Origin of the sequence: Fluviispira sanaruensis, from assembly GCF_004295685.1 — a bacterium.
GTDB classification, from domain to species: Bacteria; Bdellovibrionota_B; Oligoflexia; order Silvanigrellales; family Silvanigrellaceae; genus Silvanigrella; species Silvanigrella sanaruensis.
This window is the reverse complement of record NZ_AP019368.1, coordinates 2,118,891-2,142,125: the sequence shown is the minus strand read 5'-3', so window position 1 is coordinate 2,142,125 and position 23,235 is coordinate 2,118,891. Positions and strand designations below refer to the sequence as shown.

The 23,235-nt window shown below is 35.9% G+C and carries 23 protein-coding genes; 14 read left to right on the top strand and 9 right to left on the bottom strand.

Going from position 1 to position 23,235, the window contains the following annotated elements; all coding sequences use genetic code 11:
- Positions 1–8: 8 nt before the first annotated feature.
- Complete coding sequence (locus EZS29_RS08980; RefSeq protein ID WP_130609152.1) at positions 9–389, top strand: TlpA family protein disulfide reductase; 381 nt, start codon at positions 9–11, stop codon at positions 387–389.
- 484 nt (positions 390–873) lie between these two features.
- The gene (locus tag EZS29_RS08975) at positions 874–2,292 is read left to right on the top strand and encodes a hypothetical protein (protein ID WP_130609149.1); all 1,419 of its coding nucleotides are present in this window, start codon (positions 874–876) and stop codon (positions 2,290–2,292) included.
- A 32-nt stretch (positions 2,293–2,324) separates the two neighbouring features.
- Here the strand turns inward: EZS29_RS08975 and EZS29_RS08970 are convergent, their stop codons facing one another.
- From EZS29_RS08970 to EZS29_RS08955, 4 genes are all read right to left on the bottom strand, one after another.
- Positions 2,325–3,314: an alpha/beta hydrolase gene (locus EZS29_RS08970; RefSeq protein WP_130609147.1), complete on the bottom strand. Its 990-nt coding sequence runs from the start codon at positions 3,312–3,314 to the stop codon at positions 2,325–2,327.
- A 120-nt stretch (positions 3,315–3,434) separates the two neighbouring features.
- Complete coding sequence (locus EZS29_RS08965) at positions 3,435–4,679, bottom strand: DUF1688 family protein (protein ID WP_130609144.1); 1,245 nt, start codon at positions 4,677–4,679, stop codon at positions 3,435–3,437.
- Positions 4,672–5,919 (bottom strand): GTP cyclohydrolase II, encoded by a 1,248-nt coding sequence (locus EZS29_RS08960; protein ID WP_130609141.1) that lies wholly within the window; start codon positions 5,917–5,919, stop codon positions 4,672–4,674. Before EZS29_RS08960 ends, EZS29_RS08965 begins: the two co-directional genes overlap by 8 nt.
- A 92-nt stretch (positions 5,920–6,011) precedes the next feature.
- Positions 6,012–7,490 carry an aldehyde dehydrogenase family protein gene (locus EZS29_RS08955; RefSeq protein WP_130609138.1) on the bottom strand — a complete coding sequence of 493 codons (1,479 nt, stop codon included), beginning with the start codon at positions 7,488–7,490 and terminating at the stop codon, positions 6,012–6,014.
- Between the two features lie 221 nt (positions 7,491–7,711).
- Between EZS29_RS08955 and EZS29_RS08950 the strand changes: the two genes are divergently transcribed.
- The 4 genes from EZS29_RS08950 to EZS29_RS08935 all read left to right on the top strand — a co-directional run bounded on the left by EZS29_RS08950 (position 7,712) and on the right by EZS29_RS08935 (position 10,912).
- The gene (locus tag EZS29_RS08950; protein WP_130609135.1) at positions 7,712–8,113 is read left to right on the top strand and encodes a TraR/DksA family transcriptional regulator; all 402 of its coding nucleotides are present in this window, start codon (positions 7,712–7,714) and stop codon (positions 8,111–8,113) included.
- Positions 8,114–8,270: 157 nt separating this feature from the next.
- Positions 8,271–9,914, top strand: a complete 1,644-nt coding sequence (locus EZS29_RS08945; protein WP_130609133.1) for a peptide ABC transporter substrate-binding protein — start codon at positions 8,271–8,273, stop codon at positions 9,912–9,914.
- A gap of 7 nt (positions 9,915–9,921) precedes the next feature.
- Positions 9,922–10,554 carry a bifunctional nicotinamidase/pyrazinamidase gene (gene pncA / locus EZS29_RS08940; RefSeq protein ID WP_130609130.1) on the top strand — a complete coding sequence of 211 codons (633 nt, stop codon included), beginning with the start codon at positions 9,922–9,924 and terminating at the stop codon, positions 10,552–10,554.
- Between the two features lie 133 nt (positions 10,555–10,687).
- Positions 10,688–10,912, top strand: a complete 225-nt coding sequence (locus EZS29_RS08935; RefSeq protein WP_130609127.1) for a hypothetical protein — start codon at positions 10,688–10,690, stop codon at positions 10,910–10,912.
- On the opposite strand, the gene EZS29_RS08930 is transcribed toward EZS29_RS08935, so the two are convergent.
- The 3 genes from EZS29_RS08930 to EZS29_RS08920 are packed head-to-tail and all read right to left on the bottom strand — an operon-like array spanning position 10,913 to position 13,768.
- Positions 10,913–11,554, bottom strand: coding sequence for a hypothetical protein (locus EZS29_RS08930; protein ID WP_130609124.1), 642 nt, complete (start codon positions 11,552–11,554; stop codon positions 10,913–10,915).
- Positions 11,555–11,613: 59 nt separating this feature from the next.
- Positions 11,614–12,696: a hypothetical protein gene (locus EZS29_RS08925; protein ID WP_130609121.1), complete on the bottom strand. Its 1,083-nt coding sequence runs from the start codon at positions 12,694–12,696 to the stop codon at positions 11,614–11,616.
- 13 nt (positions 12,697–12,709) lie between these two features.
- The gene (locus EZS29_RS08920) at positions 12,710–13,768 is read right to left on the bottom strand and encodes a FecR family protein (RefSeq protein WP_130609118.1); all 1,059 of its coding nucleotides are present in this window, start codon (positions 13,766–13,768) and stop codon (positions 12,710–12,712) included.
- Positions 13,769–13,869: 101 nt separating this feature from the next.
- On the opposite strand from EZS29_RS08920, the gene EZS29_RS08915 reads away from it, so the two are divergent.
- From EZS29_RS08915 to EZS29_RS15930, 8 genes are all read left to right on the top strand, one after another.
- On the top strand, positions 13,870–14,265 hold the full coding sequence (locus EZS29_RS08915) for a ribonuclease P protein component (RefSeq protein ID WP_130609115.1): 396 nt from the start codon (positions 13,870–13,872) through the stop codon (positions 14,263–14,265).
- On the top strand, positions 14,262–14,495 hold the full coding sequence (gene yidD, locus EZS29_RS08910) for a membrane protein insertion efficiency factor YidD (protein WP_130609112.1): 234 nt from the start codon (positions 14,262–14,264) through the stop codon (positions 14,493–14,495). The genes EZS29_RS08915 and yidD overlap by 4 nt, the downstream gene beginning before the upstream one ends.
- A 32-nt stretch (positions 14,496–14,527) precedes the next feature.
- Complete coding sequence (yidC, locus tag EZS29_RS08905) at positions 14,528–16,234, top strand: membrane protein insertase YidC (RefSeq protein ID WP_130609109.1); 1,707 nt, start codon at positions 14,528–14,530, stop codon at positions 16,232–16,234.
- Positions 16,235–16,335: 101 nt separating this feature from the next.
- Positions 16,336–17,463, top strand: coding sequence for a Jag family protein (locus EZS29_RS08900; protein ID WP_130609106.1), 1,128 nt, complete (start codon positions 16,336–16,338; stop codon positions 17,461–17,463).
- A 40-nt stretch (positions 17,464–17,503) separates the two neighbouring features.
- Positions 17,504–18,988 carry a tRNA uridine-5-carboxymethylaminomethyl(34) synthesis GTPase MnmE gene (gene mnmE, locus EZS29_RS08895; protein WP_130609102.1) on the top strand — a complete coding sequence of 495 codons (1,485 nt, stop codon included), beginning with the start codon at positions 17,504–17,506 and terminating at the stop codon, positions 18,986–18,988.
- Between the two features lie 54 nt (positions 18,989–19,042).
- The gene (locus tag EZS29_RS08890) at positions 19,043–19,807 is read left to right on the top strand and encodes a class I SAM-dependent methyltransferase (RefSeq protein WP_130609099.1); all 765 of its coding nucleotides are present in this window, start codon (positions 19,043–19,045) and stop codon (positions 19,805–19,807) included.
- A 24-nt stretch (positions 19,808–19,831) separates the two neighbouring features.
- Complete coding sequence (locus tag EZS29_RS08885) at positions 19,832–20,563, top strand: hypothetical protein (protein WP_130609096.1); 732 nt, start codon at positions 19,832–19,834, stop codon at positions 20,561–20,563.
- A gap of 99 nt (positions 20,564–20,662) precedes the next feature.
- Positions 20,663–20,830, top strand: coding sequence for a hypothetical protein (locus tag EZS29_RS15930; protein WP_172603864.1), 168 nt, complete (start codon positions 20,663–20,665; stop codon positions 20,828–20,830).
- 216 nt (positions 20,831–21,046) lie between these two features.
- Here EZS29_RS15930 and EZS29_RS08880 read toward each other — a convergent pair whose 3' ends face one another.
- Together EZS29_RS08880 and EZS29_RS08875 are read right to left on the bottom strand one after the other, a co-directional pair.
- Positions 21,047–22,075, bottom strand: a complete 1,029-nt coding sequence (locus EZS29_RS08880; RefSeq protein ID WP_130609093.1) for a rod shape-determining protein — start codon at positions 22,073–22,075, stop codon at positions 21,047–21,049.
- Between the two features lie 121 nt (positions 22,076–22,196).
- Positions 22,197–23,162: a hypothetical protein gene (locus EZS29_RS08875; RefSeq protein ID WP_145987939.1), complete on the bottom strand. Its 966-nt coding sequence runs from the start codon at positions 23,160–23,162 to the stop codon at positions 22,197–22,199.
- Between the last annotated feature and the right edge of the window lie 73 nt (positions 23,163–23,235).

The following is a 23,235-nucleotide window of genomic DNA, read 5'->3' as shown; positions in this document are numbered from 1 at the left end:
TGTGACCTATGTTTAAATATTTTTTGCGCATTGCTTTTTTTATTATTTTTCTGAATTATACATTATTTTGTTATGCAAAATGTAAGGAAATGGAGCTGCCTGATTTTGAAAAATCATTAAAAAAATTGGAAAAAGTTAAACTTGTATTTTTTTCCACTTGGTGCTTAGATTGTAAGGAAAAACTTGAAAAGATTAAAGAGTTTAAAAGTAATAAAGATAATGTCATATTAATAAATACTTTTACGACTAAATCCAATCCAGACGATGTGTTAAAAGCTTTTGACTTGAGCGATTTCACCTGCGTGATCGACAGCTCTCATAAAATTAGAAAGCGGTTCTCAGTGGACAAAGTTCCTAAAATTCTCGATTATTCTTCTACGATTGATTGATAAAATGCGATTTTTTTTAAAATAATAATTTATATAAAATATTAATAAATATTAAAAAACCATTTTTTCGACATATTGTTAGAATTATAAATATGCTAAAAAATATTTCTCATTAAAAAATATGACTCTAAAGAAAATATAAGTGAAAGAAAAAAAAGTTTTTCTCGATAATGCAAATTATAGCAACTTAAATTTTTATAATGATAAAAATACAATTATAAAAGAAGATATATGAAAATCATTTATAGAGTTTTTAGTTTCTAATTTTTGGATATCGGGAAAGAGTACTTCTTGTTATTTTGGCGAAAAATATCCTCACTTATATATTCAGATTCTTTTAGAAACTTTTTCTAAAGATGATCTAGGAAAAGCGGAAATAGCTAATTAAAATAATTTTAAATGATTATATTTTTGTATCTGATTTGTTTCCCTTTGTGCAATGTTGTGTTTTATTAATCCATAATTCTCTAGAAAGGATAATATTATGGCCGCATTATATACAAGTGCTGAGTTAATTTATGGAAATTTAGTTTTACAAGATGAATATGATAAAACGAAATTTTATTATTTTCCATATGAAGCTAAAGGAGTGGTTTCTGGAAAAGATTTTACTGGAAGTTATTGGGGTATAAGTTATATGCCTTATTTTGTTGGAGTCATGGCAACAGAGCCTACTATTGGATGTGATATTAGAGGTAAAGCCTATTTTGATATTACTGAAGAAGCGCGTATCGGAATAATAAAAGAATTAAAAGAAAAATATAGTTTAGAAAAAATTATATTGAGCCCAGCACAAATTAGTATGGGATCTCAATATAAGGATACAGGTTTACAACCTGTGCTAGGGCCAGTGAATACTCAAACAACTCCAAATATTGTTACAATAGGTTCTCCATTTGGATATACTTTAAATAGCAAAGATATCGGAACAATAAGTGCAACTGTGGGTAAAGATTCCACAGGTCTTCCTCATGCTACAGCTATTGGTTTAAATGTAGTTGCAAATTGGCAAGTGCGTGGAGAGCCCTATACTGCAGAAATAAAAGCGAAAAAAAAATTAGTTTGGGATTACGTGCGTAGTCATGTGAATGTCCATGCGACTATAGGTTGGTTTGATATATCGAGTGATTGGCAAAAAATTACAGAAAATTTATCAAAACAAAGGGAGTTTACATTTAAAGTAAAAACAGGAACAGGTCAAGATGCAACTGGCCTTGCTTTAATCGCAAGTGCACAAAAGTTATTTGAATCTTTAAATTCTCCTGATTCTGATTTAATGAAGTTTGATCCACTTCCTGCTAAATTAAATCCAACAGATCCAAAAGGTTCTTCTATATTACCATTTAGTGTTTCAATAAATTGTCAATTCATTGATCAAGAATATCAAAGCACAGAAACATATGAAATGAATATGAGTTATGAAGGTATGTATGATTGGTTAATAAGTGGATATATTCCTTTAAATACCACATCTGAATCAAGTTGGTTGAATGTACAAACAGGAAAACATGAAATGCTTTCAGAAGTTCAACTTAAACAATTTAATTTTATTTCAATTAAAGAAAAACAATATAGATCTAATGTAAAAGGAGCCTTAGCAGGAGCAGGTGTAGCATTGTCAGGTTTTAATGATTTTTGTAAAGATTCTTTATTAATCTTAACTGAACATGCTAATTTACCTATACCCCCATCTCTATTGCCTCAATTAAAAGATATTGGTTTTGAAGCTTATAAAGAGGCTTGCGCAAAACAAGGATGGCCTTGGGATGAAAAGAATAAGAATTTAAGTGAAGGAATTCACAGTTTGAATAAAAAAGCTGCAATATATCAAGAAAAGATCAACTCAGATTATAGTATGGCATATATTAATGAGATAAATTCCGAGCAAAATATTGATGTTTAATATAGAATGTTTTTAATTCCTAAAATTTTCGTTCATTCTTCTATATCGGATATCTCAGAAATAAAATCACAGACTAAATCTGCAGATATCCTAGCTTCGGGAAAAGAGTCGAGTGCACTGAAAAAACCGTGAACCGTTCCTGCAAATTCATAGTATTTAAATTCAATATTATTTTCATAACACTTTTGAGCGTACAAATAGGCATCATCGCGCAACGGATCGCATTCCCCAGCTATGATCATAGTCTTGGGCAGAGAAGCAAAATGATCGAAGTAATAAGGATATATTTTAGGATTTTTTGAGTTTTTCTCTTCAGCGCTATTTAAATAATAGGACATAAAAATATTCATATGCTCTGTTTCTAAGGAAAAGCCATTAGAAAATTTATGGTAAGAAAAAGTTGTCCCCACTGGGCAAAGAACGGGGTAGATTAATATTTGGCCTGCTATATTTGTATAAGTATCTCCTAAAAGATGAGACATATTTGCTGCTAAATTTCCGCCTGCACTGTCGCCTAAAAAATAAAATTCACTTTGAGCAGAAATTTTATTTTGAATTCCATTTGTTAAAATTTCTTTACAAAGTTCTACACATTGATTTAAAGCATAAGGAAACTTATGTTCTGGGGCGAGTTTATAATCGATGGATAAAATAGCTGCTCCGCTTTTTCGTGCTATATATTGGAATAAATTATCATAGTATTGAGAACTTCCTATGACAAAACCACCGCTGTGAAAATGAAGAATGACTTTTTCACTTCTGTTTTCTTTATGCGAATAAAATCGAATTTGTGTGCCAAAAATATTTATATTTTCTATTATAATTTCACAGAGCCTATTTGCATTGGTATTTTTTGCAAATAGATTGATAAAATCACGAATGTCTTGCGGTTCCTCACCCGCAATAAATTTTTGCAATATAAATTTGCTCATTTCTATATTTTGCAAAGAACTTTCGCTTAAAAGTATATCATTGTATAATTTTAATTCCGATGCTTTTATATAATTAAATATTTTAGGCATGGTTCCTCCATTTTAGTTATCAAAACAGAGTAATAATATTTATAATTTTATCAAGTCGATTTTATTTTATTATAAAAAAAATTAATTTCAGTAAATCCGCGAAAGAAATCTTGAAAAAAACTAAAAGACAGTTCCGTCACTGTTTATTTTAAGAGGAGGACTTTTATCTTTGCGCAATTGCTCAGCCATTTTTCTTCCAGCCCACCACGTACCCCCTTCTAAAACCCGCGCCAAAGGAAATTCAGAAGGTTTTTTTCCTAAAATTTCTGTTACCTTTTTTCCGATTTCATCGAGGAAAGTAATAGTCAAAGCTCGCCATTCAATTATAAGATCTGAGCTTGGCAAATGCACTTTGTCATGTTCTTCCTTGTTTTTTAAAGTGATTAAACCTGAATCGAGGATAAGACCGCCATTGCGATATTCGGCTAAGCCTGTGAGGGAATCAATATGAGTGACACTCAGGCCAGCTTCCGTGAGCGGTTCAAATAAAGAATAGGACAGCCATTGGGATAACTTATGAAAAGGAACGAGGGCTTGAATCCCTTCTCCGAGAGGACTGTAGTTCCAAACATCGCCAATATTGACTTGATTGATTGTGGCGCGTCCTGGCCAGATGGAACCCAATCCCTGCTGCAGTGTGCGCAAAATAAAAGTGGCAGATATTTTTCCAGAAGGTGATTTTTCTTGGAAATAATCAAGCATATTTCCTATGCGCTGACTTTCTGTGCCAAAAAGATCCACATCGTTGTGTAAGGCATGACCAAGGTTGTGCAGAAGTTTTAAGCGCCCTTGAATACCGATAATTGGATTTTTTTCAGACACTTGCAGCCCTTCAGTCAGTTCATTTTCACTGATATTGAGAAGTCTTTCGGCGTCGACGCGCAGAGGATTTTTTTTGTCTGCAGAAAAGAATCCAGCTAAAAAAAGACGAAAACTTGCTACCGCAAGTCCTTCCGAGCGCGCATACTCTTTCCCCGATTTTTGTTCTAAGTAACGCCAGCGCATACCTGCCCCGGCATCGAGCAGCACGCTCACGACGACAAGGTCGAGTTTTGCTTTAGTTTGTTGTGTGGGGGTCTTCTTTTCGAGTTGGAGGATAAGTTCGGAAACTCTATCAATATTGCCAACATTAAAGTGATTCCATCTAGAATGAAATGGAATATTTAATTTTGGATAATTGCTTAAAGTAACATCAATCACAAATTTTGCAACTTCATCTACTTTATCTAGATGAATTTGAAACTGCGTTTTGTCTGCAATTGTTAAATTATATATTTCTAAAGATTTTTTTCGAATGGTTGCTGGAGAAAAGATATATTCAATATCATTTATGTCTCCGCTATAATCCGTCATATTTTCACTCATTCAGATTGCGTCCTTTCACTTTTAAGAGCTCAGTCGCATCCTTAGTTTTCCCTTCAGTATAGTATCCCGCTGCTTTTTTAGCTTCCATTTCAACCTGTGCATCCTGTGGTATCAGTTCATCGGGTATTGAAACTCTCCGGATAACCTCTATTCCACTGTCAACAATCGCATTGTATTTCATATCACTCATCGACACGAGATTGTCTATGCGTTGAATGCCAAGCCAGTGCAAAACATCTGGCATAAGTTGTTGAAAACGCATGTCTTGTACGCCCGCGACACATTCTGTACGGTGAAAATAAGTAGCTGCGCTGTCGCCGCCTTCTTGTCTTTTGCGTGCATTGTATACGAGAAATTTTGTCACTTCACCTAAAGCACGGCCCTCTTTGCGAAAATAGACAATCACGCCTGAACCGCCTTCCTGAGCCGTGCGGATGGATTCTTCAATGCCATGCGTTAGATAAGGGCGGCATGTGCAAATATCCGAGCCAAATACATCGGAACCATTGCATTCATCATGGATTCGCACCGTCAATTGTTTTGATAAGTCAGAGATATGGGCAACGTTGCCAAACATATAAATGGAAGTGCTGCCGATGGGTGGAAGCAATATTTTTAAATCTTTTCGAGTGATGAGTTCAGGAAACATACCCCCCGTTTGGTCAAAGAGCACTCGGCGGAGATCGCCTTCTGAAACATTAAATCTTTTTGCAATTCCAGGGAGATACCAAACAGGATCGATGGCGGCTTTGGTGACAAGAACATCTTTGTTTTTTGTTATGATTTTGTTATCAATATGCAATCTTCCTGACTCAATTGCTTGATTTATTTCTGGCATATTAATGTGTGCAGTTGTTATTGCTATTGTTGGTCTTATGTCATATCCTTTTTCATAAAAACTTTTAAATGCTTCTGCCACTTGAGCTCCCCATGGGTCAAGGCTGACAATTTTTTCTGGGTCGCCCCAGGAAGGAAAAGGACCAATATTTGTGATGGGTGCCGTGTTCGTGAGATCAGGTTTGTGATCCATAGTTAAGGCGCCAGAAGCATTGGCTAATGCTCTGTAGACTGTATAGCTACCACTGTGTGTGCCGATTGCATTTCGGTGTTCTCTTTTTGTCAAAGATGCGACCACAGGGCCACGTAAAATGGGTGTCCTTTCTCCCCAGTTGAGAGGAGCTGCTTGTTTAAAGATGCTTGCTGGGTGAGAAGTTAAAAGAACATGACCGTTATTTGCCATTTTGATTCTCCAAGCGGTTTAAATCATCCGATAGTTACTTTATTGTTTGTTTTTCAAATTCGACAGTTACTTTATTGAACTTTCAAGATGATTCATGACATCCAATTGTTACTTTTTTGTTGAATCCACTTGCTCGTAATTTTTTTTCTTTGGCTCCAAAATTCAATTCCGCTTTCGCCAGTAATATCGCCATGCCCAAATTTGGATTGATTGATCCCGCCAAAGGAAAAAGGTTCGCGTGGAACGGGGATGCCGACATTGATGCCAATCATGCCAGATTGCGCCCTTTCAGCTACATATTCAGCGACATCACCTCGCGTAGTAAAGACTGATGCGGCATTGCCAAATGGGTTTGCATTCTCAATTGCGAGAGCCTCGGCCAAATTTTTGCAACGAATAATAGAAAGAATAGGGCCGAATAATTCTTCTTTTGCGGCAAAACTTTGCGCTGTTACGTTGTCTAAAATTGTGGGATTCAGCCAGTTCCCTTTTTCATATTCTTTTGGAATTGTTACTTTACGTCCATCCACTAAGACCTTTGCACCTTCTTTATGTGCTTTTTCGATTGCATTGCACAGACGAATATAAGATTCATTTGTAATAATTGCGCCCATATTTATTTTGGGCTGAAACTCTTTTGCACGGTCGGAAAGTGTCTTGATTATATGATCGACTTCTCCAACTGCCAGTAAGACACTGGCAGCCATGCAACGCTGCCCTGCACATCCCGTAAAAGAAGCTAGAATACCTTCAACAGCTGTTTCTTTATCCGCATCAGGCATTAAAATAATATGATTTTTTGCACCGCCTAAGGTCAATGCTCTTTTTCCAAGTGATGTTGCTCTTTTATATACTTCTTTTGCCACAGGAGTTGAACCCACAAAAGCAATTGCTTTTATGTCTTCATGATCACAGAGGCCATCAACTGTTACTTTATCACCCTGAACCACACTGAGCACTCCATCCGGCAGACCCGCTTTTTTCAAACCCTCTGCAATTAATAATGAAGTCATCGCTGTTTTTTCCGACGGCTTCCAAATAAAACAATTTCCAACGATCAATGCATTTGGGATCATCCACATGGGCACCATTGCGGGAAAATTACTGGGCGTGATTCCTGCAACAATTCCTAGTGCTTCTCTGCGGTATTCACAGGTCACCCCTCTAGACACAGGTGTTTTATAAAGACGCTCACTTGCAGGTAGACTCATGGAAAATTCAATAATTTCAACACCTTTCAGCAGACCATCTTGAGCTTCTCGAGGCAGTTTACCGCACTCATTGCTAATGGTTTGCGAAAGAAGCTCCATATTTTCTAAAATCCAGCCTCTAAATTGATTTAAGATCTGTGCTCTCTCCCGCAAACTTGTTTCAGCCCATACCTTTTGCACAGCTTGCGCAGATTTGACTGCCTGTGCGATGTCCAAAGCATTGCTTCTAAATGTGCGCGCGATAGTCAATCCCGTAGAAGGATTTTTAATGTGAGAAAGCTCTTCTGCTGGTTTTATCCATTTCCCTCCTATAAAATTAATGCACTCAACTAATTCTTGGTTTACAAAGCGACTTAGCATACGATGAATTTCCTTTATGCTCTTTGATTAGGTAAACAAAAAGAGTATGTTTAGTATCCCTAGACTATTGGTAATGGTTTAGTGTATGTCAATTTTCCGATGTGGTAAACCATATCAATTTTAAATGGCGAATTTAGACATTTGATGTTTATATTTGCATCTCATAAAGTCATACCAATGTTTGTTTTTGGTATCAGTGTTGTGTAGGAGTACGAAAAACGATGCCACCTAAGATGCCTTCCCAACCACAAGAGTTGACTCGTGAAGAGATTGTTCAGCTCAAATCTGTACTTACAAAGATGCGTGATGATCTTTATGCTAAAGAACATGCACGCAAAACTGAAGGCGCATATGAAATTAGCCGTGATGATATCTCTGATGAGACAGATCTTGCGTCTGTCGAAACCGATCAAGAAGTCAATATGAAACTTGCTGAAGCGGAACGTAACAAGCTTTCTCTTATTGAAAAAGCCCTCAGAAAAATTGATGCCAACGATGGCACTTATGGACTGTGTGAAGGGACGGGAGATCCGATCGGATTTAAACGTTTACAAATACAACCATGGGCGCTCTATTCTTTGCGTCATCAAGAAGATTTAGAACGTGGACGCAGAGCAAATTAAACTCATTAAAGGTCATAAATTCCAAGAAAAAACTCTCGAAAAATTTTTTTTGAGAGTTTTTTTTATAATAATTAGAAATAGGCTAGACGGCCAAAAAAATCGATGATACTTTTGCGTTGCATTTTAAAAAAGTACAACAGTATGGGAGATCTCAGTTATGGCGGTTTCAATAAATAAACTTATATCCTCAAGTCTTTTGGCAACATTATTGTTTTCTTCTGTTTCTTTTGCGGCAGAGGTTCCAAAAAATGTCACTTTAGCAAAAAAACAAGTCTTTAATAAAGGAAACGGCGCTGAGCTTCCAACTCTCGATACACAGAAAACTGAAGATAAACAAGGTAACAACGTAGCCATCGATCTTTTTGAAGGCCTTGTCCGCGATAACAATGAAGGCGCAGTTGTACCTGCGGGCGCTGAAAAGTGGGATATCAGTGCTGATGGTCTTACCTATACTTTTCACCTGCGGAAAAATGCAAAATGGTCAAATGGTGACCCCGTCACTGCCCATGACTATGTTTTCGGAATGCAACGCTTAGCGGATCCAAAGGTGGCTTCGACTTATTCTTTTTTAATCCACGCAATTAAAAATGGTGCAGAAGTCAACGAAGGAAAAATTCCAGTGAGTTCTTTAGGTGCGAAAGCCCTCGATGATCATACTTTGCAAGTGCAGCTCGCAAAGAAGAATCCTGCTATTTTAGATATTTTAGTTATGAGAAACTTCTCCCCTGTGCACAAAAAGGAATTGGAAAAATATGGGGATAAATATTTCCAACCAGGAACGCTCGTGAGCAATGGTCCATATAAACTCACCTATTGGCGTGTGGGTGATAAATTAACATTGGTGAAAAATCCTCATTATTGGAATGCAAACAAAACAGTCATTGAAGAAGTGAATTATTTTCCAGTACAAAATGTAAATAGTGAAGAGCAGATGTTTCTTTCTGGTCAGCTCGATATGACCAACGATATTGCAACGGATCAATTTGAAAAACTAAAGAAACAACTCGGCAGTGAAGTGCGTAGCCATGCCTTTTTAGGCAGTTACTTTTTTAGTTTTAACAATCAAGTCGCTCCATTTAAAGAAAATAAAAAATTAAGAGAAGCTCTTAATTTAGTTGTAGATAGAAATGTCATCACACAAAAGGTAACAAGAAGAGGAGAAATTCCTTCCAATGACATTGCGGCACAAGGTGTCAAAAATTATAGTTTACATGAATACAATTGGTCAAAACAATCTATGCAGGAGAGAATAAAAGAAGCAAAAAAATTGTATGCTGAAGCGGGTTATTCTGAAAATAATCCATTAAAGCTTAAAATCACATACAGCACAAACGAGAACTTTAAAAAGCTTGCGCTTGCAGTTGCTTCTATGTGGAAAGATCATCTAGGCGTCAAAGTCGAACTCGAAAATCAAGAGTGGAAAGTGTTTTTGAAAACAAGACAAAAAGGAGATTTCCAAGTCGCTTTTGACAGATGGAATGGGGATTATAACGATGTGAATACCTTTGCAGAACTATTGAGAAGTGATAATATTCAAAATAATGCCAAATATCGTAGTGAAAACTTTGATAAATTATTGAAGAAAGCAGAAGCAGAGCTCAATCCTGACAAGAGAAAAACATATTTTGAAGAGGCTATCAGTTATGCGATGAAAGATTATCCTATTCTTCCGTTATACACTGCTGTCGCAGTTCACCTCGTTAAAAAGAATGTGGGTGGCTTTACAGGGAAGAATCCGCTTGATAACGTAAGTACTTTCGATCTCTATATGATTGAACCAGCAAAGGTATTAAAGAATTAAGACACAAATGAAAAAAAATATCCTTCTTTTGATCGACCTACAAAATGATTTTATCCCTGGCGGCGCGCTTGCTGTGCCCCAGGGTGATGAAGTCATAACAATCGCAAACTCTTTAATGAAAAACTCTAAAAGTTTTTTTGCCGAAATTATTGCCACACAAGACTGGCATCCGCAAAATCACAAAAGTTTTGCAGTCAATCATACGGGTAAAGACGTGGGTGAGTTTATTCAGCTCAACGGTATCGAACAAATTCTTTGGCCAACTCATTGTGTGCAAAACACTCTGGGTGCTCAACTCGTCTCTTCCTTAAATTCCCATAATATAAATCGAATTTTCCATAAAGGACAAAATCCTGAGGTGGACAGTTACAGCGGTTTTTTTGATAATGATCACAAAACATCAACAGGCTTAGGCGAATATTTAAGATCAATCTCAGCAACTGATATCTATATTTTAGGTTTAGCCACCGATTATTGTGTTAAATTTTCAGCACTCGATTGTGCAAAATTAAATTTTACAACCCATCTTATTTTAGATGGTTGTCGTGGAATTAATCTCAAAGAAAATGATATAGAAAATTCAATCCTAGAAATGCAAAAACAAAAAATTAATATTTGTCAAAGCTCTGATATCTTATAAATAACAAATTATAATACTTTTCAGAGTTCTTTTTACTCATTAATAAAACTCGATAATAAAAGCCTATTTCAAATATTTGACATATTTAGCTTGTCTTACATTAGTTAAGATATTTGGGTAAGGAGATTTACGTATGCTCACTTTTTTAAAATATCTAGGATTATTTTTACTTTTTGGATTTATTTGGTTTTTTATTTACTCAATTCCAGTGAATAAAACAACAAATTTACTCTTTGTTTTGCAAAGAGAACTCAACATGCAATCAAAAGTTGAAGAGGTTGATACGCAGGGGAATAAAAAAGCAATCGATAGAGAAAAAGTGATCGACGCGCTCACCAAAGCTTTTGAAGATAAGTGATCACGAGATAGGCATTTTTATGTTTTTATAAATAAATATAGAACGATGAACAGATATTACATAGGGATCATCGAATTTAATATCATAAGGAATTCCAAGGTCGTCGTCAAAACAGCATGGCATTGAAACGGCATGAATAACTGCAGAGTCATTGGTTTTCAAGGCATTTACACTCGCCTTTAAACTGGCATGCGAATGGACAAAGAGCAAAACAATGGTTTTAAATTTTTCCAGATCAATTTTGCAGTTTTCAATTTGATCGGGAAAAATGGTTAAGTGTTTTCTTTTTTCAATCAGGTGGGTTATTTTTTCGTAATCACGTTGCATAGCGGGATCAACCGAAAAAACACTCCATTGAGTCATGCAAGCGATATAATAGCCCGTTCTTGGGTTGTATCCATCGCCAACGACTACGATAGCAACGCTTCTATCTTTGTAATCGAGTTTTAATTTATGCCGAGCCCCCTCAAAGACACCCTGTGTTTCGGAAATTTCTTTTGCATTGGGATAAAAACCTGTGGCAATCAGTTCTGCGGCGCATTTTAATTTTAAAAAGAAGTCGACATAACGTAAGCTTGGTTTTGTGACTTTGAGCGTGAAGAATTCATTTGTTTCATCGATATCGACAACGGGGCGGGGCATGCAAAAGACCTCAATTTAACTGCAGAATTTATTTCTGCTCTCTCTCCATAAAAAACTCTTTAGGGAGAGTCAAATGAATTTCGTAAGATCGTATCCGTTAATACAGAATGAAAAGGTTTTATAATTTTAAGTCCATTGTCACTCAATCCGTATGAATATCCTTTCTGACCATTGGGAACTTTAAAAAACAATCCGAATTCAACTCCGATTTCCAGTAGACTTTCAATTTCTTTTTTTAATCCATCATTGTCATCGATATTTATCCAGTTTTTTAGAATATCTATTTGAAATTTATCTGACTTAAAATCTGGCGAAAAGAGTCGAGCAATTTGGCTCACGGAAATAGGAGAATGCGGCAGTAACAGGTTGCCCGTTTCATCGCTGTGAGGTACAAGTAACGAAACAACAGCCATTATTTTTCTGGAATCTGTTTTTTTATTGAGTATACTTTCACGCATTATAAAAATAGAACCTTCTCTTTTATCAATAAACGAAATAAAGGATTCAAGACGCCAAGATAAAAGCGAAAGAGGATCGGAGTGCAGCTGATAAAGAAAATCAAATAGAGTATTTTTAATATTTGGATAATTATCTAAGAAAAATTCGTGATTTTCTAAAACAGTGTCATTCCATTCAAATTCTTTTTTTGCCGTTATCTGCGCAATTTTTTCGCGAGATATTTTTCTAATATTTTCGATTGTTTCACTGGAAAAAACACTCATACCCGTTAAATAATCTTCTTCTTTTTCTGAGCAAAAAATTCTTTTAATAAACTCTACTGAAAAGATCTGCTCAAGTTTTTCTTTATCACTTATATTTTCTTTAATAGGGAGAGTTATTTCCTGAAGTATAGAATCAGACGTTATATTTAGCCAGTTTATGATTATATTTTTGTCGATTCCTGTTATATTTTTCAATTCATTAGCTATAAGATTTATACTCGTCTGTGCAAACAAACTAAAGCCAAAATGCTGATAAGCATGCGTAATTTCTATAATCAAAAAATCTCTTTGTAATGGATAAATTGCTTCATTAGTGCTCACAATATCTAACGAAGTTTTTAGAAATTCAACGACTTTCAAGTTTTTTTCAATAAGTTTTAAGTGTCTGTAGGTCTCTGGAAATATTTTTTTGATATTCATATTATTTCCTATTTTAAAGTGATGGATCATTCACATTAACAGTTACATTTTTTGTTTTTTGATAGCTACCAGAAGTATCTATAACTGTATTTATTTGTCGATTGATTTGATCATTTATATTATTTATTTCTTTTAGAGCATTCACAATCGGAGCAAACTCTGTGATATTACTCGGACGTAAACGGGTATTGCCTTGCGTAACAAGTACATCGTTTAAAGCATTATTAGTACTAACTACAGTGCTCGTGCCATCGGTGTTAAAGACCTGTTTCTTTTCTGCAGGGACAGGATTGTTGTCATTTGATCCTTTCGAAGGATTTTTCTCTTTTTTGGGTGCCCCCTCTGGTTTTGGTGCAGGTTTTTCACTTTGCTTGTAATTCGGATCAATCAAGCTTGCTTCTGCATTTAAACGATTTATGAGCATTGGTGGTGCTGTTTTTGCTGGTGTAGGAGCTCGGTTGCCAATTATTTCTGAATATTTATTTTCAGACAGCACAACCGACTTAGTCGGATCGGCGAGGCTAGTGACTTCAACGCTTCCTGAAGTGACCAATATTTGCGTATTTCCGATGGCCGAGGTGTCAATATATCCGCTTGTTCCTCTTATTCCCATAACGGAATTGGAGGTTTTAAATTTTACATCCACTTTTCCGTCTTCTTGAGGCTTCACAAAAAAACGGATTTTACCTTTAGCAACTTCAATAGCTGACTTTAAATCATTTGCACTATTTTCTTTAGCTTTAATGTTATATTCTGTAAGTTTGATTTTTGAATCTTGAAATGCCATTAAATAGCTGCCATCATTGAATTCAATTTTTATTGCTGTTTTTTCGAAAGTCGTCACTACATCGGTTTCAAATATTTGCATGTTTTTTTCAGCGGGTATGTTTTTTCCGGAGCGTAAAACATCCGCTTTTCCTATGATATTCGCTAATTTTCCAATAGATTCAAGTGATTGGGGGAAAGTTGGAATTTGGTATGCAATTGTTGCAAAGAGGAACAACTCTAAGATAAGTCTAATGAGCAAGATTGCCCGATACGGACCAATGGGTTTGTATTTGAGCACTGTCATGTGTTCCTCGACTGTGACTCCTTTGTTATTTATATAAAGACAGCATAGCGAGGATTATTCTTAATTTGTGAAAAGAGTGCCAAAAAGGACAACACCTAAAAATGTGTAGTGAACCTATTTTAACAATAGCAAAGATAACTCATTTCTCAGAGTTTTATGCCAAAGCCATAAAATCGAGGTCAGAATTTTTTTTAACATATATGACTTTTAGCAAGTGTTCACTTGATCAAAAATTATTAAAATTTGCAGTTGTTGCTTCTAAAAAAGGAGTGCATAAAAGAGCGGTAAAAAGAAATAGAGTGCGTAGAAGATTGAAAAATGCGCTCAATCAGTGTTTAAAATTCGTTGAAATACCAGCTGGCAACGAAATCCAATTGCTTTTTATGGCGAATAGAAATGTTCTCGAAGTTCCTTGGGATGATTTGTTAAAAGCTATAAACTCAACTCTGCAGAAAGCATTGAAAAAGTGTCTAACTACCCCGGAAGAAAAAGCATGATCTTTAAAAAGTTGAATGAATTCGTCGTTCTTTTCTTTGTTTTCTTGATTAGAGTTTATAAGCAGTGTATTTCTCCTGCACTTGGCCCAAGATGTCGGTTTTATCCGAGCTGCTCCCAGTATAGCTTAGAAGCATTTCAAAAGCATGGGGCGGTTAAGGGTTTTGGAAAGACGGTTGTTAGGGTGTGTAAATGTCACCCTTTTCATAGAGGTGGAGTTGATCTCCCATAGTTGTTTAACACAGTAAAGAACGGGATTCTGAAGTGAAAAAAGAAACAATAGGTTTAATGGTAGGCTTGTTTTTATTATTTGGCGGATATTTTTATGCGCAAAGCTATTATATAAAGCAGCAACAAGCAACGATCGAGTTACAAAACAAACAACAGGCACAACTGCACAAAGTGCAACCCGAAAACTCACAAGTAAAAACAAATGCTTCTCAAGAAACTCCATCTGCAGAGCAGACTGGATTAGCAAAATCATCTCCTGCTTCCACGGAGCAATTGCCTTTAGTTGTCGTAAATCCTTCGGACTTAATTCTAAAAGTTCCCTACGCAACCTTTGAATTCACTCCTGAGGGAGGATGTCTAGGTAAAAATAGTTTAGTTGGAGAAAAAGTCGCATACAATGATTCTACTCCCGTTTCTGTCATTCAAAATTATAATGTTTGTAAAGCCTATGGTTTTCGCGTTGGGACGACAGATCTTCGCGCTCAACCTGCGCGGATAGAAAAAATAGCTGATGGTTCTACTCAAATCATTCAGAGAGCGAATGGTCTCGAAATTCTAAGAACTTTTAAGTTTAATGACAAAGATTACAATGGTGAGTTTCATATCACTGTTAAAAACAATTCGCAATATCAGCAAAATACCAATGTTGATTTCGAAATGGGTGCAACCTCTGACAATCAAAACTCAGGTGGATTGTTCTCTTCCCATCCTGCGGAATTTCATGGCGCCGCACTGCGCCTTGCCAATGGCGATGTAAATAGAGTGATGACTCCATTTGATGCAGAGTCATCTTATAAAGTCATGCATACAGAAAGTGGCGTTGCTCCCACTTGGCTTTCCGTCGATTCCCATTATTGGATGAACACTCTTATTCCTCTTTCTCATAATCCACTCAATTTTGAAGTTGTGCGCACAGGAAATCTTTTAAGAAAAGACGGATTGTCTCCAGCGGATCAAACTGTTTATGAAGCATGGGTAAAACAACCAGTTAACTTAATGCCAGGACAATCAGTAACTTTTAATTATAAAGTGTATTTTGGTCCTAAAAATGAAACGATTTTAAGTCATTTTGACCAATACAGTTTATACCAAACTATCGATTATGGCTTCTTTAAAATCATTGCGCGACCACTTTATCATGTTTTATTTTTTCTCCACAACCTTGTAGGCAACTGGGGCATAGCAATAATTATCTTGACTTTTTGTATCAATATTTTGTTCTTGCCATTGCAGATTAAAGGATACAGTGCGGCACAAAAAATGCAGCTTATTCAACCACAAATAAAAGAAATTCAAGCTAAACATAAAGATGACAAACAGGCATTGCAACGTGAAACTATGGCACTTATGTCGAAAAGTGGAGTAAATCCTTTAAGTGGATGTTTACCGCTTCTTCCACAGATCCCCGTATTTTTTGGATTGGATACTTGTTTACGTAATACTTTCGATCTTCGCCAATCACCATTTTTCTTTTGGATTAAAGACTTAACTCAAGCAGATCCCTATTTCGTGTTACCTGTTCTGATGGCTTTTCTCATGATCGGTTATCAAAAAATGATGCCAATGCCTTCTATGGATCCAACTCAAGCAAAAATGATGAAAATTCTACCAATCGTCTTTTCTGTCTTTATGATTTTCTATCCATCCGGTTTGGCTCTCTACGTTATAACGAATACAATCATATCAATGATTAGGCAGGGGTTCCTGACACGTCACTTTAAGAAAGCACAAGCAAAATAAAGTAATCTAAAAAAGAGTGCTTTTGAGTGCATTTGCTCAAAAATAATCCCCTCTCTTTCAGCTGAGGGGTTACTAATTAAATCCCGAATTACGGAGTATTCATGGATAAACGGCAATTTTCTGGGAAAAACCTTGAGGAGGCTCTTGCAGAGGCTGCAAAAACATTTTCTACAGATAAAACTCTTCTTTGCTATAATGTCATTCAGCAGTCGAGTGGCAATTTTTTTTCAAAACTTTTTTCTCGCTCAGTCCGGATAGAAGCTTGGGTTGAGACATCCAAACAAGATCTGCAAGCGGCAGCTCGAGAAGCAGTGCGTCAGGCTCTGAGTAAAACACCGATAGCAAAAGCACAGAATTTTCCAGGGACACAAAAACAGCCCCGTAAAATCAATCTTGAGTTCAGTAAAAAAGAGAGCTCTCAACCTAAATTTGCTCAAGAAAATGTTGATAGTGGAAAGGCATCTTATAATTCCGAAAATTATATGCCTCGTAATTTATTAAATATGAAAAGCGAAGGTGTCGAAGAGTTATTTGATAATTATAAAAAATTATTCTTTTCTGCGTTTGATGTCCCGTTAAATAAGACTGAAACTGTTATTGGTGAAAATGAAGCTGTTGTAAAAGTATCGGATGAATTTATTGAACGCTTTTTAAGTAAAAGTGATCGTCTTTCGCTTGCTTTTGAACATGTTTTTAAACGCGTGGCACAAAAAAAACTTGGCGATATTTCCTCAAGAATCAGTTTAGACGCAGGGGAATCATCGGAAAAGCGTGAAGAAAGACTTGTGGGTATGGCACGTTCTTTAGCAGAAAAAGTAAGAAAAACAGGTAAAAGTGTTATACTTTCTTCTAAGAGCAGTCAAGAAAGGCGCGTAATTCACCTAGCACTTGATGGTGTTCCCGGTGTGGCAACCCGTAGTGTGGGAACTGGTGATAAACGTCGCTTGGTAATTTATTCTACTGAAAAAAGAGTGCATAAAAATAACAATCCAAATACTTTTAAAAATAGTTCAACAGAAAAATCTGCTAAATCTTCTTTAAAACATAAAAGAAAAATTCATCCAAAAAAGCCAAAACATTCTGGACCTTTTCAAAGTAATATAGAGCGCGTCGGAGCTGTTACTTCAAATGAAGCCAAAGATATAAATCATAAAAGTGAAGCTAAGGAAATAAATCATACAAGTGAAGCTAAGGAAAAGTTTAATTCTTCCCCAAGCAAAGATGATTAATTTTTTGTAAACTTAAGAAAATTGAACTAAGGAAAAAGTTTTGAACGCCCATTTTCAATCGATTTTTGCACTCGCTACCCCTATGGGGAGAAGTGCTTTGCATTTGCATCGCTTATCTGGAGAAAATGTTTTTGCAATTCTTTCTCCTTATATTCTTTCACCCCATAATAAAAAATCTGTCGATCTTGTTTCTTTAGCAAAAAAATCGGAAGGCAGAGCCTGCACCCGTTATGTTTATATTATTGATCAAGAAAAGAATGAAATAGATGATGTTGTGTTAACAATATTTCCTGCTCCAAAAAGTTACAGTGGAGAAAATATTATTGAAATCTCTGTGCATGGCAATCCATTGATTTCTGCAAAACTGCAAAGTTTATTGCGTTCCATTGGGATGCGCGATGCGCAACCCGGTGAATTTACCCAAAGAGCAGTGTTAAATGGAAAAATAGATCTGGCTCAAGCTGAGGGAATCAATCAGCTCATTCATGCAGAAACATTAGGAGGAGTTGAGCTTGCTCGTCACACTGTCGATGGTGTGTTGTCGCGCGAAACAGGAGATTTAAGAGCGCAGATTATCTCGATTTTAGCGTATTTAGAAGCTCATATCGATTTTGCCCCAGATGAAGTGGGAGATTATGAACCTGCTTCTTTGCTTCCACAAATTCACGCTGTTATTGAACGTCTCAATAAGTTACATGCGACTTTTTCAAGCGGACTCAAAATGCGTGAGGGAGTAAAAGTTGTACTTTTAGGCAAACCCAATGCCGGCAAATCGAGTTTGTATAATGCTTTGTTACGTTATGATCGGGCTATCGTAACTCATATTCCAGGCACGACCCGTGATGTGCTTGAAGACAGACTTGTTATTCAAAATAAAGATTTTGTATTATTAGACACTGCTGGAATAAGAGCTACAGAAGATGAAGTGGAAAGAATTGGGGTTGAACGCAGTTTGCAATCCGCTCTGTCTGCAGACGTCATTTGTCTTGTCATAGATATTCACAAATTAGATTGTTCTCAAATTCATGATCATATATTATCCGAAATAATCCAATTTTTTTCTTCCGTGAAATTAGCGGAGGAACAAAAAATTATTCCAGTGGTAAGTAAACAAGATTTGCTGACGGATGAACAAATAAGCATGCTGCATGAGTTTAATCAAAACTTTTTAAAATTAACTAAAGATTTAGAATATAAGAATTGTTTAAATAATAATTTGGTTTTGATTTCATCAGTAAATACAGAATTGTTATGTAAAAATTTAGTCAATCATCATAGTTTAATAATAGGTGAAGTGAGCAAAAAAGAGAATCCAACCTTGATTTCAGTGCGACAAAAAGACAAAGTATTAAACGCAATAAACTCTTTGAACGAATGTTCTAAGTTAATTGCAATCAAGGATTATCCAGAAAAAATTGCTTCACTGATCAATCATTCTAAACACTCATTAGAAGAAATTGTGGGTGAAATACATTTAGACAATGTCCTTGATAAAATATTTTCTACGTTCTGTATTGGTAAATGATTTCTAAGGCAAAAAGTGTGTTATGTTTTTCTGTTATTTAATAAGGAAAATACTATGGCATTTCTCGACACCTCCGATCGATTTTCAGGCAAGGCAAAGGATTTTGCTAAATACAGACCTACTTACCCAGACGAAATTATAAAATTTTTACGAGATCGCTATGGCTTTAGCTCAAAAAGCATATGCGCAGAAATAGGAGCTGGAACAGGTAAATTTACTAAGCTCTTATTAAAAAATAAGTGTCGTGTATTTGCCGTAGAACCAAACGCAGAAATGCGTGCCATTGCAGAAAATTCTTACAAAAAATTAAAATCATATACGAGTGTCGATGCAACGTCTGTTAACACAACTCTCAAAGAAAAATCGGTTGATTTTGTCTTTTGTGCCCAATCTCTCCATTGGTTCTCGAATGCAGAGACTGCTGCAGAAATGCGTAGAATTTTAAAGCCACGTGGAAAAGTTGTCATCGTTTGGAATAAAAAAGATTATAAAAAATCGGCTTTTATGACAGGGATTCATAAAGTTTTTATCGAAGACTCCATCGATTTTCTCTCTGTTAAAATTGAAAATATAGAAGATGAAAAAATTCTCGCCGATCTTTTTCCCCAGAAATTTGAAAAATTTTCTATACCGACAAAGCAAATTTTAAATCGAGAAGAGCTTTTAGGACGTATGCTATCTACCTCCTATGCTCCGCCGAAAGATCATCCCAAATATGATCGCTTTATGGCAGAAACAAATCGGCTTTTTATGATGCACGAAAAGGATGGCAAAGTTGAATTTTTATATGAAACCGTTGCATATGTTTTAAGAGTTTAATTGTATAATCAGGAGAGAGAAGTTATGCAAGAAATTAAAGCATATATTGAAATGTATAATAAGAAATATGATTCACATCCTTTATTTATTTTTCTGAAAGACTCGTCGATAGATCCGCGAAAACGACTTGCAATTGCTCCCTGTATTGCACATTTTTCCATGAGTTTTGCGGATTTAAATCGATATGTTTATCGGGATTTTGAAAGTATAGATATTTTTCAAGAAATTATTAACGAACATACAATCGAAGACTCTAAGCATTCAGTTTGGTTTCTAAATGATATCAAGCGACTTGGATTTGATCAGCCCATGTCTTTTGCAGAATCTATGGCTTTTCTTTGGGGAAAAGATACGATTGGAATCAGAAGAACGACTTACGATTTTTGTGCGAGCATTCGGTATGCGACATCATTCGAACGCTATATTGTCCTTGAAGCGATTGAAGGCAATGGATTTGAATTTTTTACGGCAACATGTAAGGCCGCCGAAGATCTTTCGCTTCTGACGGGAGAAAAATATATCTATTTTGGTCAGCATCATTTGAAAATGGAAACAGGACACGCAACTGGTGAAACTTTTCTGCGTTTAAAAGAAGAAGTGGATAATTATAAGCCAAGTGATGAACAAAGAGAAAAAGCGCTAAAACTGATTGATCGTTCTTACGAAATATTTACTCGCTTTAACGATGATATGTATAATTATGCTAGTAAATATAATGTTGGTGATAATATTATAAAAAGAAAAGAAAATATATAATAATAATTATATTAAAAATTTGACATAAATATCGGAAATAAAATATTCTTCTAAATTAAAATATAACTAATTTGTTTATGAGCAATTGAGGAGGATATTTTGAAAATCAAAAAATTATACAAAAATTTTCTTATTTTATTTGTTATATTAATTACAAAAGGTATTTATGCTGAAAATATTGCAAAATATATAAATAATAATGCAGCATTAATTGATCAAAAAGGAGTTTTTGATGAAAATTTTGAAATAATGGAGTTGTCCAAGTAAGTATTGCTAAACCCATGATTCATGACAAATAAAACATCTTTTCCTTTATTATATATCATTGGTAAAATCATGCGAAGTCCTCATAATAATATAATTGAAAACTTTCTATCTGGCTAAAAATCTATTGCAAAAAATTATTAAACGAAAATAAAATCACACTCAAAATTACTTTATCATTTTGATTTATGATTTAAATTATATTTTTTTAAAATAAAATTAAAAAGTAACTTCTCTTAACAGCTCTGGATTGTCGAGAACACGTCCTGAGCCAAGCACCACTGCTGTGAGTGGGTTTTCAGCAACAACTATAGGTAAGCCTGTTTCTTCGCGTAACAACACATCGAGGTTGCGAATAAGTGCTCCGCCTCCGACAAGCACAATTCCTTTGTCAACGATATCGGCCGCCAATTCTGGTGGTGTTTTTTCCAGAGCTAAACGCACGGCTTCAACGATGGCATTGACAGGTTCTTGCATGGCTTCGCGAATTTCTTCGCTCGTAACTTCAATGGTTTTTGGAATCCCTGCAACAAGGTCGCGCCCCTTAACCTGCATGGTGCGGATTTCTTCTTCAGGATAAGCAGAACCAATCGCAATTTTTATCTGCTCTGCGGTGCGTTCCCCAATGAGTACGTTAAAACGTCTCTTAAGGTAGTTGACAATGGATTCATCCATTTTGTCGCCCCCAACACGCACACTTTTAGAATATACAATTCCTAAGAGAGAAATCACCGCGACTTCCGTAGTTCCCCCACCGATATCTACGATCATATTTCCGCTTGCTTCATGGATAGGGAGATCGGCTCCGATGGAAGCAGCCATGGGCTCCTCTATTAAGTAAACAGACGCACAGCCTGCGGATTCTGCCGATTCTCGCACAGCTCTTTTTTCGACTTCGGTTATTCCATAAGGAATACAAATCACGGCTCTTGGCCTAACAAGGGAACGGTGATTATGCGCCACACCAATAAAATAACTTAACATCTTTTCGGTGAGCTCAAAATCAGCAATCACACCATCCTTCATAGGCCGAACGGCTTCAATTGTTCCAGGAGTTCGCCCGAGCATTTCTTTTGCGGCTCTTCCCACAGCTTTCACTGTGCGGAGACCACGCGAGTCTCGTTGGACAGCAACAACAGAAGGTTCGTTGGCAACAATTCCCTTGTTTTTAACGTAGACCAAGGTGTTTGCTGTGCCTAAATCGATGGCTAAATCATGAGAAAGTAGCCTAAAAAACCAGTCGAACATGGATCCTCCCTAAATTTGGAGAGAATGAACAATTAAAGAACATTCATTAGTTTCATAATGGTTATAAAAAAGGTATCACTTTGATAATAGAGAAGCTATCAAAACTAAAACCAATTTTACTCTATTGCGGTGAATATTGCACAAAAACGTTTGTGCTCACAACTTGTATAGCAATGACTTCCGTGACAATGCTGTGAGTAAAACGAGGCGGTACAGGCATTGGAAGCACTTGAGACACAACCTCTTTAAAGATAATATCTGCTCCCGAAAAATCTTTATTTGGGTTTTTTTTCTGAGTCAAATTTTCGAACTTTTCAAGGAAACCATCTCCTTTAATATAGATTTTATAATATACCACATCCCCAGGTCTCAGGGGAGACTCGGGCGGCAAGTTTCGATCTTTTAAATTCCAGATGGCGCCAAATTTTTCCTTAAATTCCTGACTAAATTGATAAAGACTCATATCTTTTGCAGCGAAACGCTCTTTGTATTGCGGTTCGTTGCTTGGTGCATATTCTTTGCCCATAATGGGAATATCTCCACTGTCTCCTTGGATAGATTTTCCTTGTCGCGCTTCTCTTCTGATTTCATCGATATAAGTTTGGCTTGACTGAGGAAGCAGAGATTCTATCCCTCCAAAAGGTTTTTTTTGCGATTTATTTGGTAGCGCAATTTTATCTTTTTTTCTTGGGAGAGCATTGTTTTTGAATGGATCATTCACAACTCTTTTATCGTTTGATTCAAGTTCTTTTGGAACTTGGAACGATTTGTTTGGGATTGTGTTTTTATCGGTTAAAACCCCACCCGATCTGTTTTTAGGAATATTGAAATCTTTATTTTGCGTTTGATCGTTCTTAATGGCAGGTTTTTTTGGGGGCAAAGTGTCTAATTGAATATGAACAGGTGGTGGACTGAGAGGATTTTCTTCCGTAATGATATCTTTTTCATTAACTTTTATGAGAGATATTAAATATAAAAGAAGTATATGTATAGCAATTGAAAGGCTGATAACATAAAATAATTTTTTATTATTATATCTATGTAGCCATTTTTCAAATTGAATTTTACTTTCGCGAATTGCTAACAAATACAGTCCTTTTTCGGCTAAAAGGTTTCTCAAAGATTTTATAATCCAAAGATATTTATTTGGGTTATATGAC

Bases quoted from the DNA above. Each gene is read 5' to 3' on its own strand.
- EZS29_RS08885 (WP_130609096.1), top strand. From the start codon at position 19,832: ATGCAAGAAATTAAAGCATATATTGAAATGTATAATAAGAAATATGAT.
- pncA (WP_130609130.1), top strand. From the start codon at position 9,922: ATGAAAAAAAATATCCTTCTTTTGATCGACCTACAAAATGATTTTATC.
- yidD (WP_130609112.1), top strand. From the start codon at position 14,262: ATGATCTTTAAAAAGTTGAATGAATTCGTCGTTCTTTTCTTTGTTTTC.
- EZS29_RS08915 (WP_130609115.1), top strand. From the start codon at position 13,870: ATGTGTAGTGAACCTATTTTAACAATAGCAAAGATAACTCATTTCTCA.
- EZS29_RS08955 (WP_130609138.1), bottom strand. From the start codon at position 7,490: ATGCTAAGTCGCTTTGTAAACCAAGAATTAGTTGAGTGCATTAATTTT.
- EZS29_RS08925 (WP_130609121.1), bottom strand. From the start codon at position 12,696: ATGAATATCAAAAAAATATTTCCAGAGACCTACAGACACTTAAAACTT.
- EZS29_RS08880 (WP_130609093.1), bottom strand. From the start codon at position 22,075: ATGTTCGACTGGTTTTTTAGGCTACTTTCTCATGATTTAGCCATCGAT.
- EZS29_RS08930 (WP_130609124.1), bottom strand. From the start codon at position 11,554: ATGCCCCGCCCCGTTGTCGATATCGATGAAACAAATGAATTCTTCACG.
- EZS29_RS08950 (WP_130609135.1), top strand. From the start codon at position 7,712: ATGCCACCTAAGATGCCTTCCCAACCACAAGAGTTGACTCGTGAAGAG.
- EZS29_RS08890 (WP_130609099.1), top strand. From the start codon at position 19,043: ATGGCATTTCTCGACACCTCCGATCGATTTTCAGGCAAGGCAAAGGAT.
- EZS29_RS08975 (WP_130609149.1), top strand. From the start codon at position 874: ATGGCCGCATTATATACAAGTGCTGAGTTAATTTATGGAAATTTAGTT.
- EZS29_RS08945 (WP_130609133.1), top strand. From the start codon at position 8,271: ATGGCGGTTTCAATAAATAAACTTATATCCTCAAGTCTTTTGGCAACA.
- EZS29_RS08960 (WP_130609141.1), bottom strand. From the start codon at position 5,919: ATGGCAAATAACGGTCATGTTCTTTTAACTTCTCACCCAGCAAGCATC.
- EZS29_RS08965 (WP_130609144.1), bottom strand. From the start codon at position 4,679: ATGAGTGAAAATATGACGGATTATAGCGGAGACATAAATGATATTGAA.
- EZS29_RS08920 (WP_130609118.1), bottom strand. From the start codon at position 13,768: ATGACAGTGCTCAAATACAAACCCATTGGTCCGTATCGGGCAATCTTG.
- EZS29_RS08935 (WP_130609127.1), top strand. From the start codon at position 10,688: ATGCTCACTTTTTTAAAATATCTAGGATTATTTTTACTTTTTGGATTT.
- EZS29_RS08970 (WP_130609147.1), bottom strand. From the start codon at position 3,314: ATGCCTAAAATATTTAATTATATAAAAGCATCGGAATTAAAATTATAC.
- EZS29_RS08900 (WP_130609106.1), top strand. From the start codon at position 16,336: ATGGATAAACGGCAATTTTCTGGGAAAAACCTTGAGGAGGCTCTTGCA.
- EZS29_RS08980 (WP_130609152.1), top strand. From the start codon at position 9: ATGTTTAAATATTTTTTGCGCATTGCTTTTTTTATTATTTTTCTGAAT.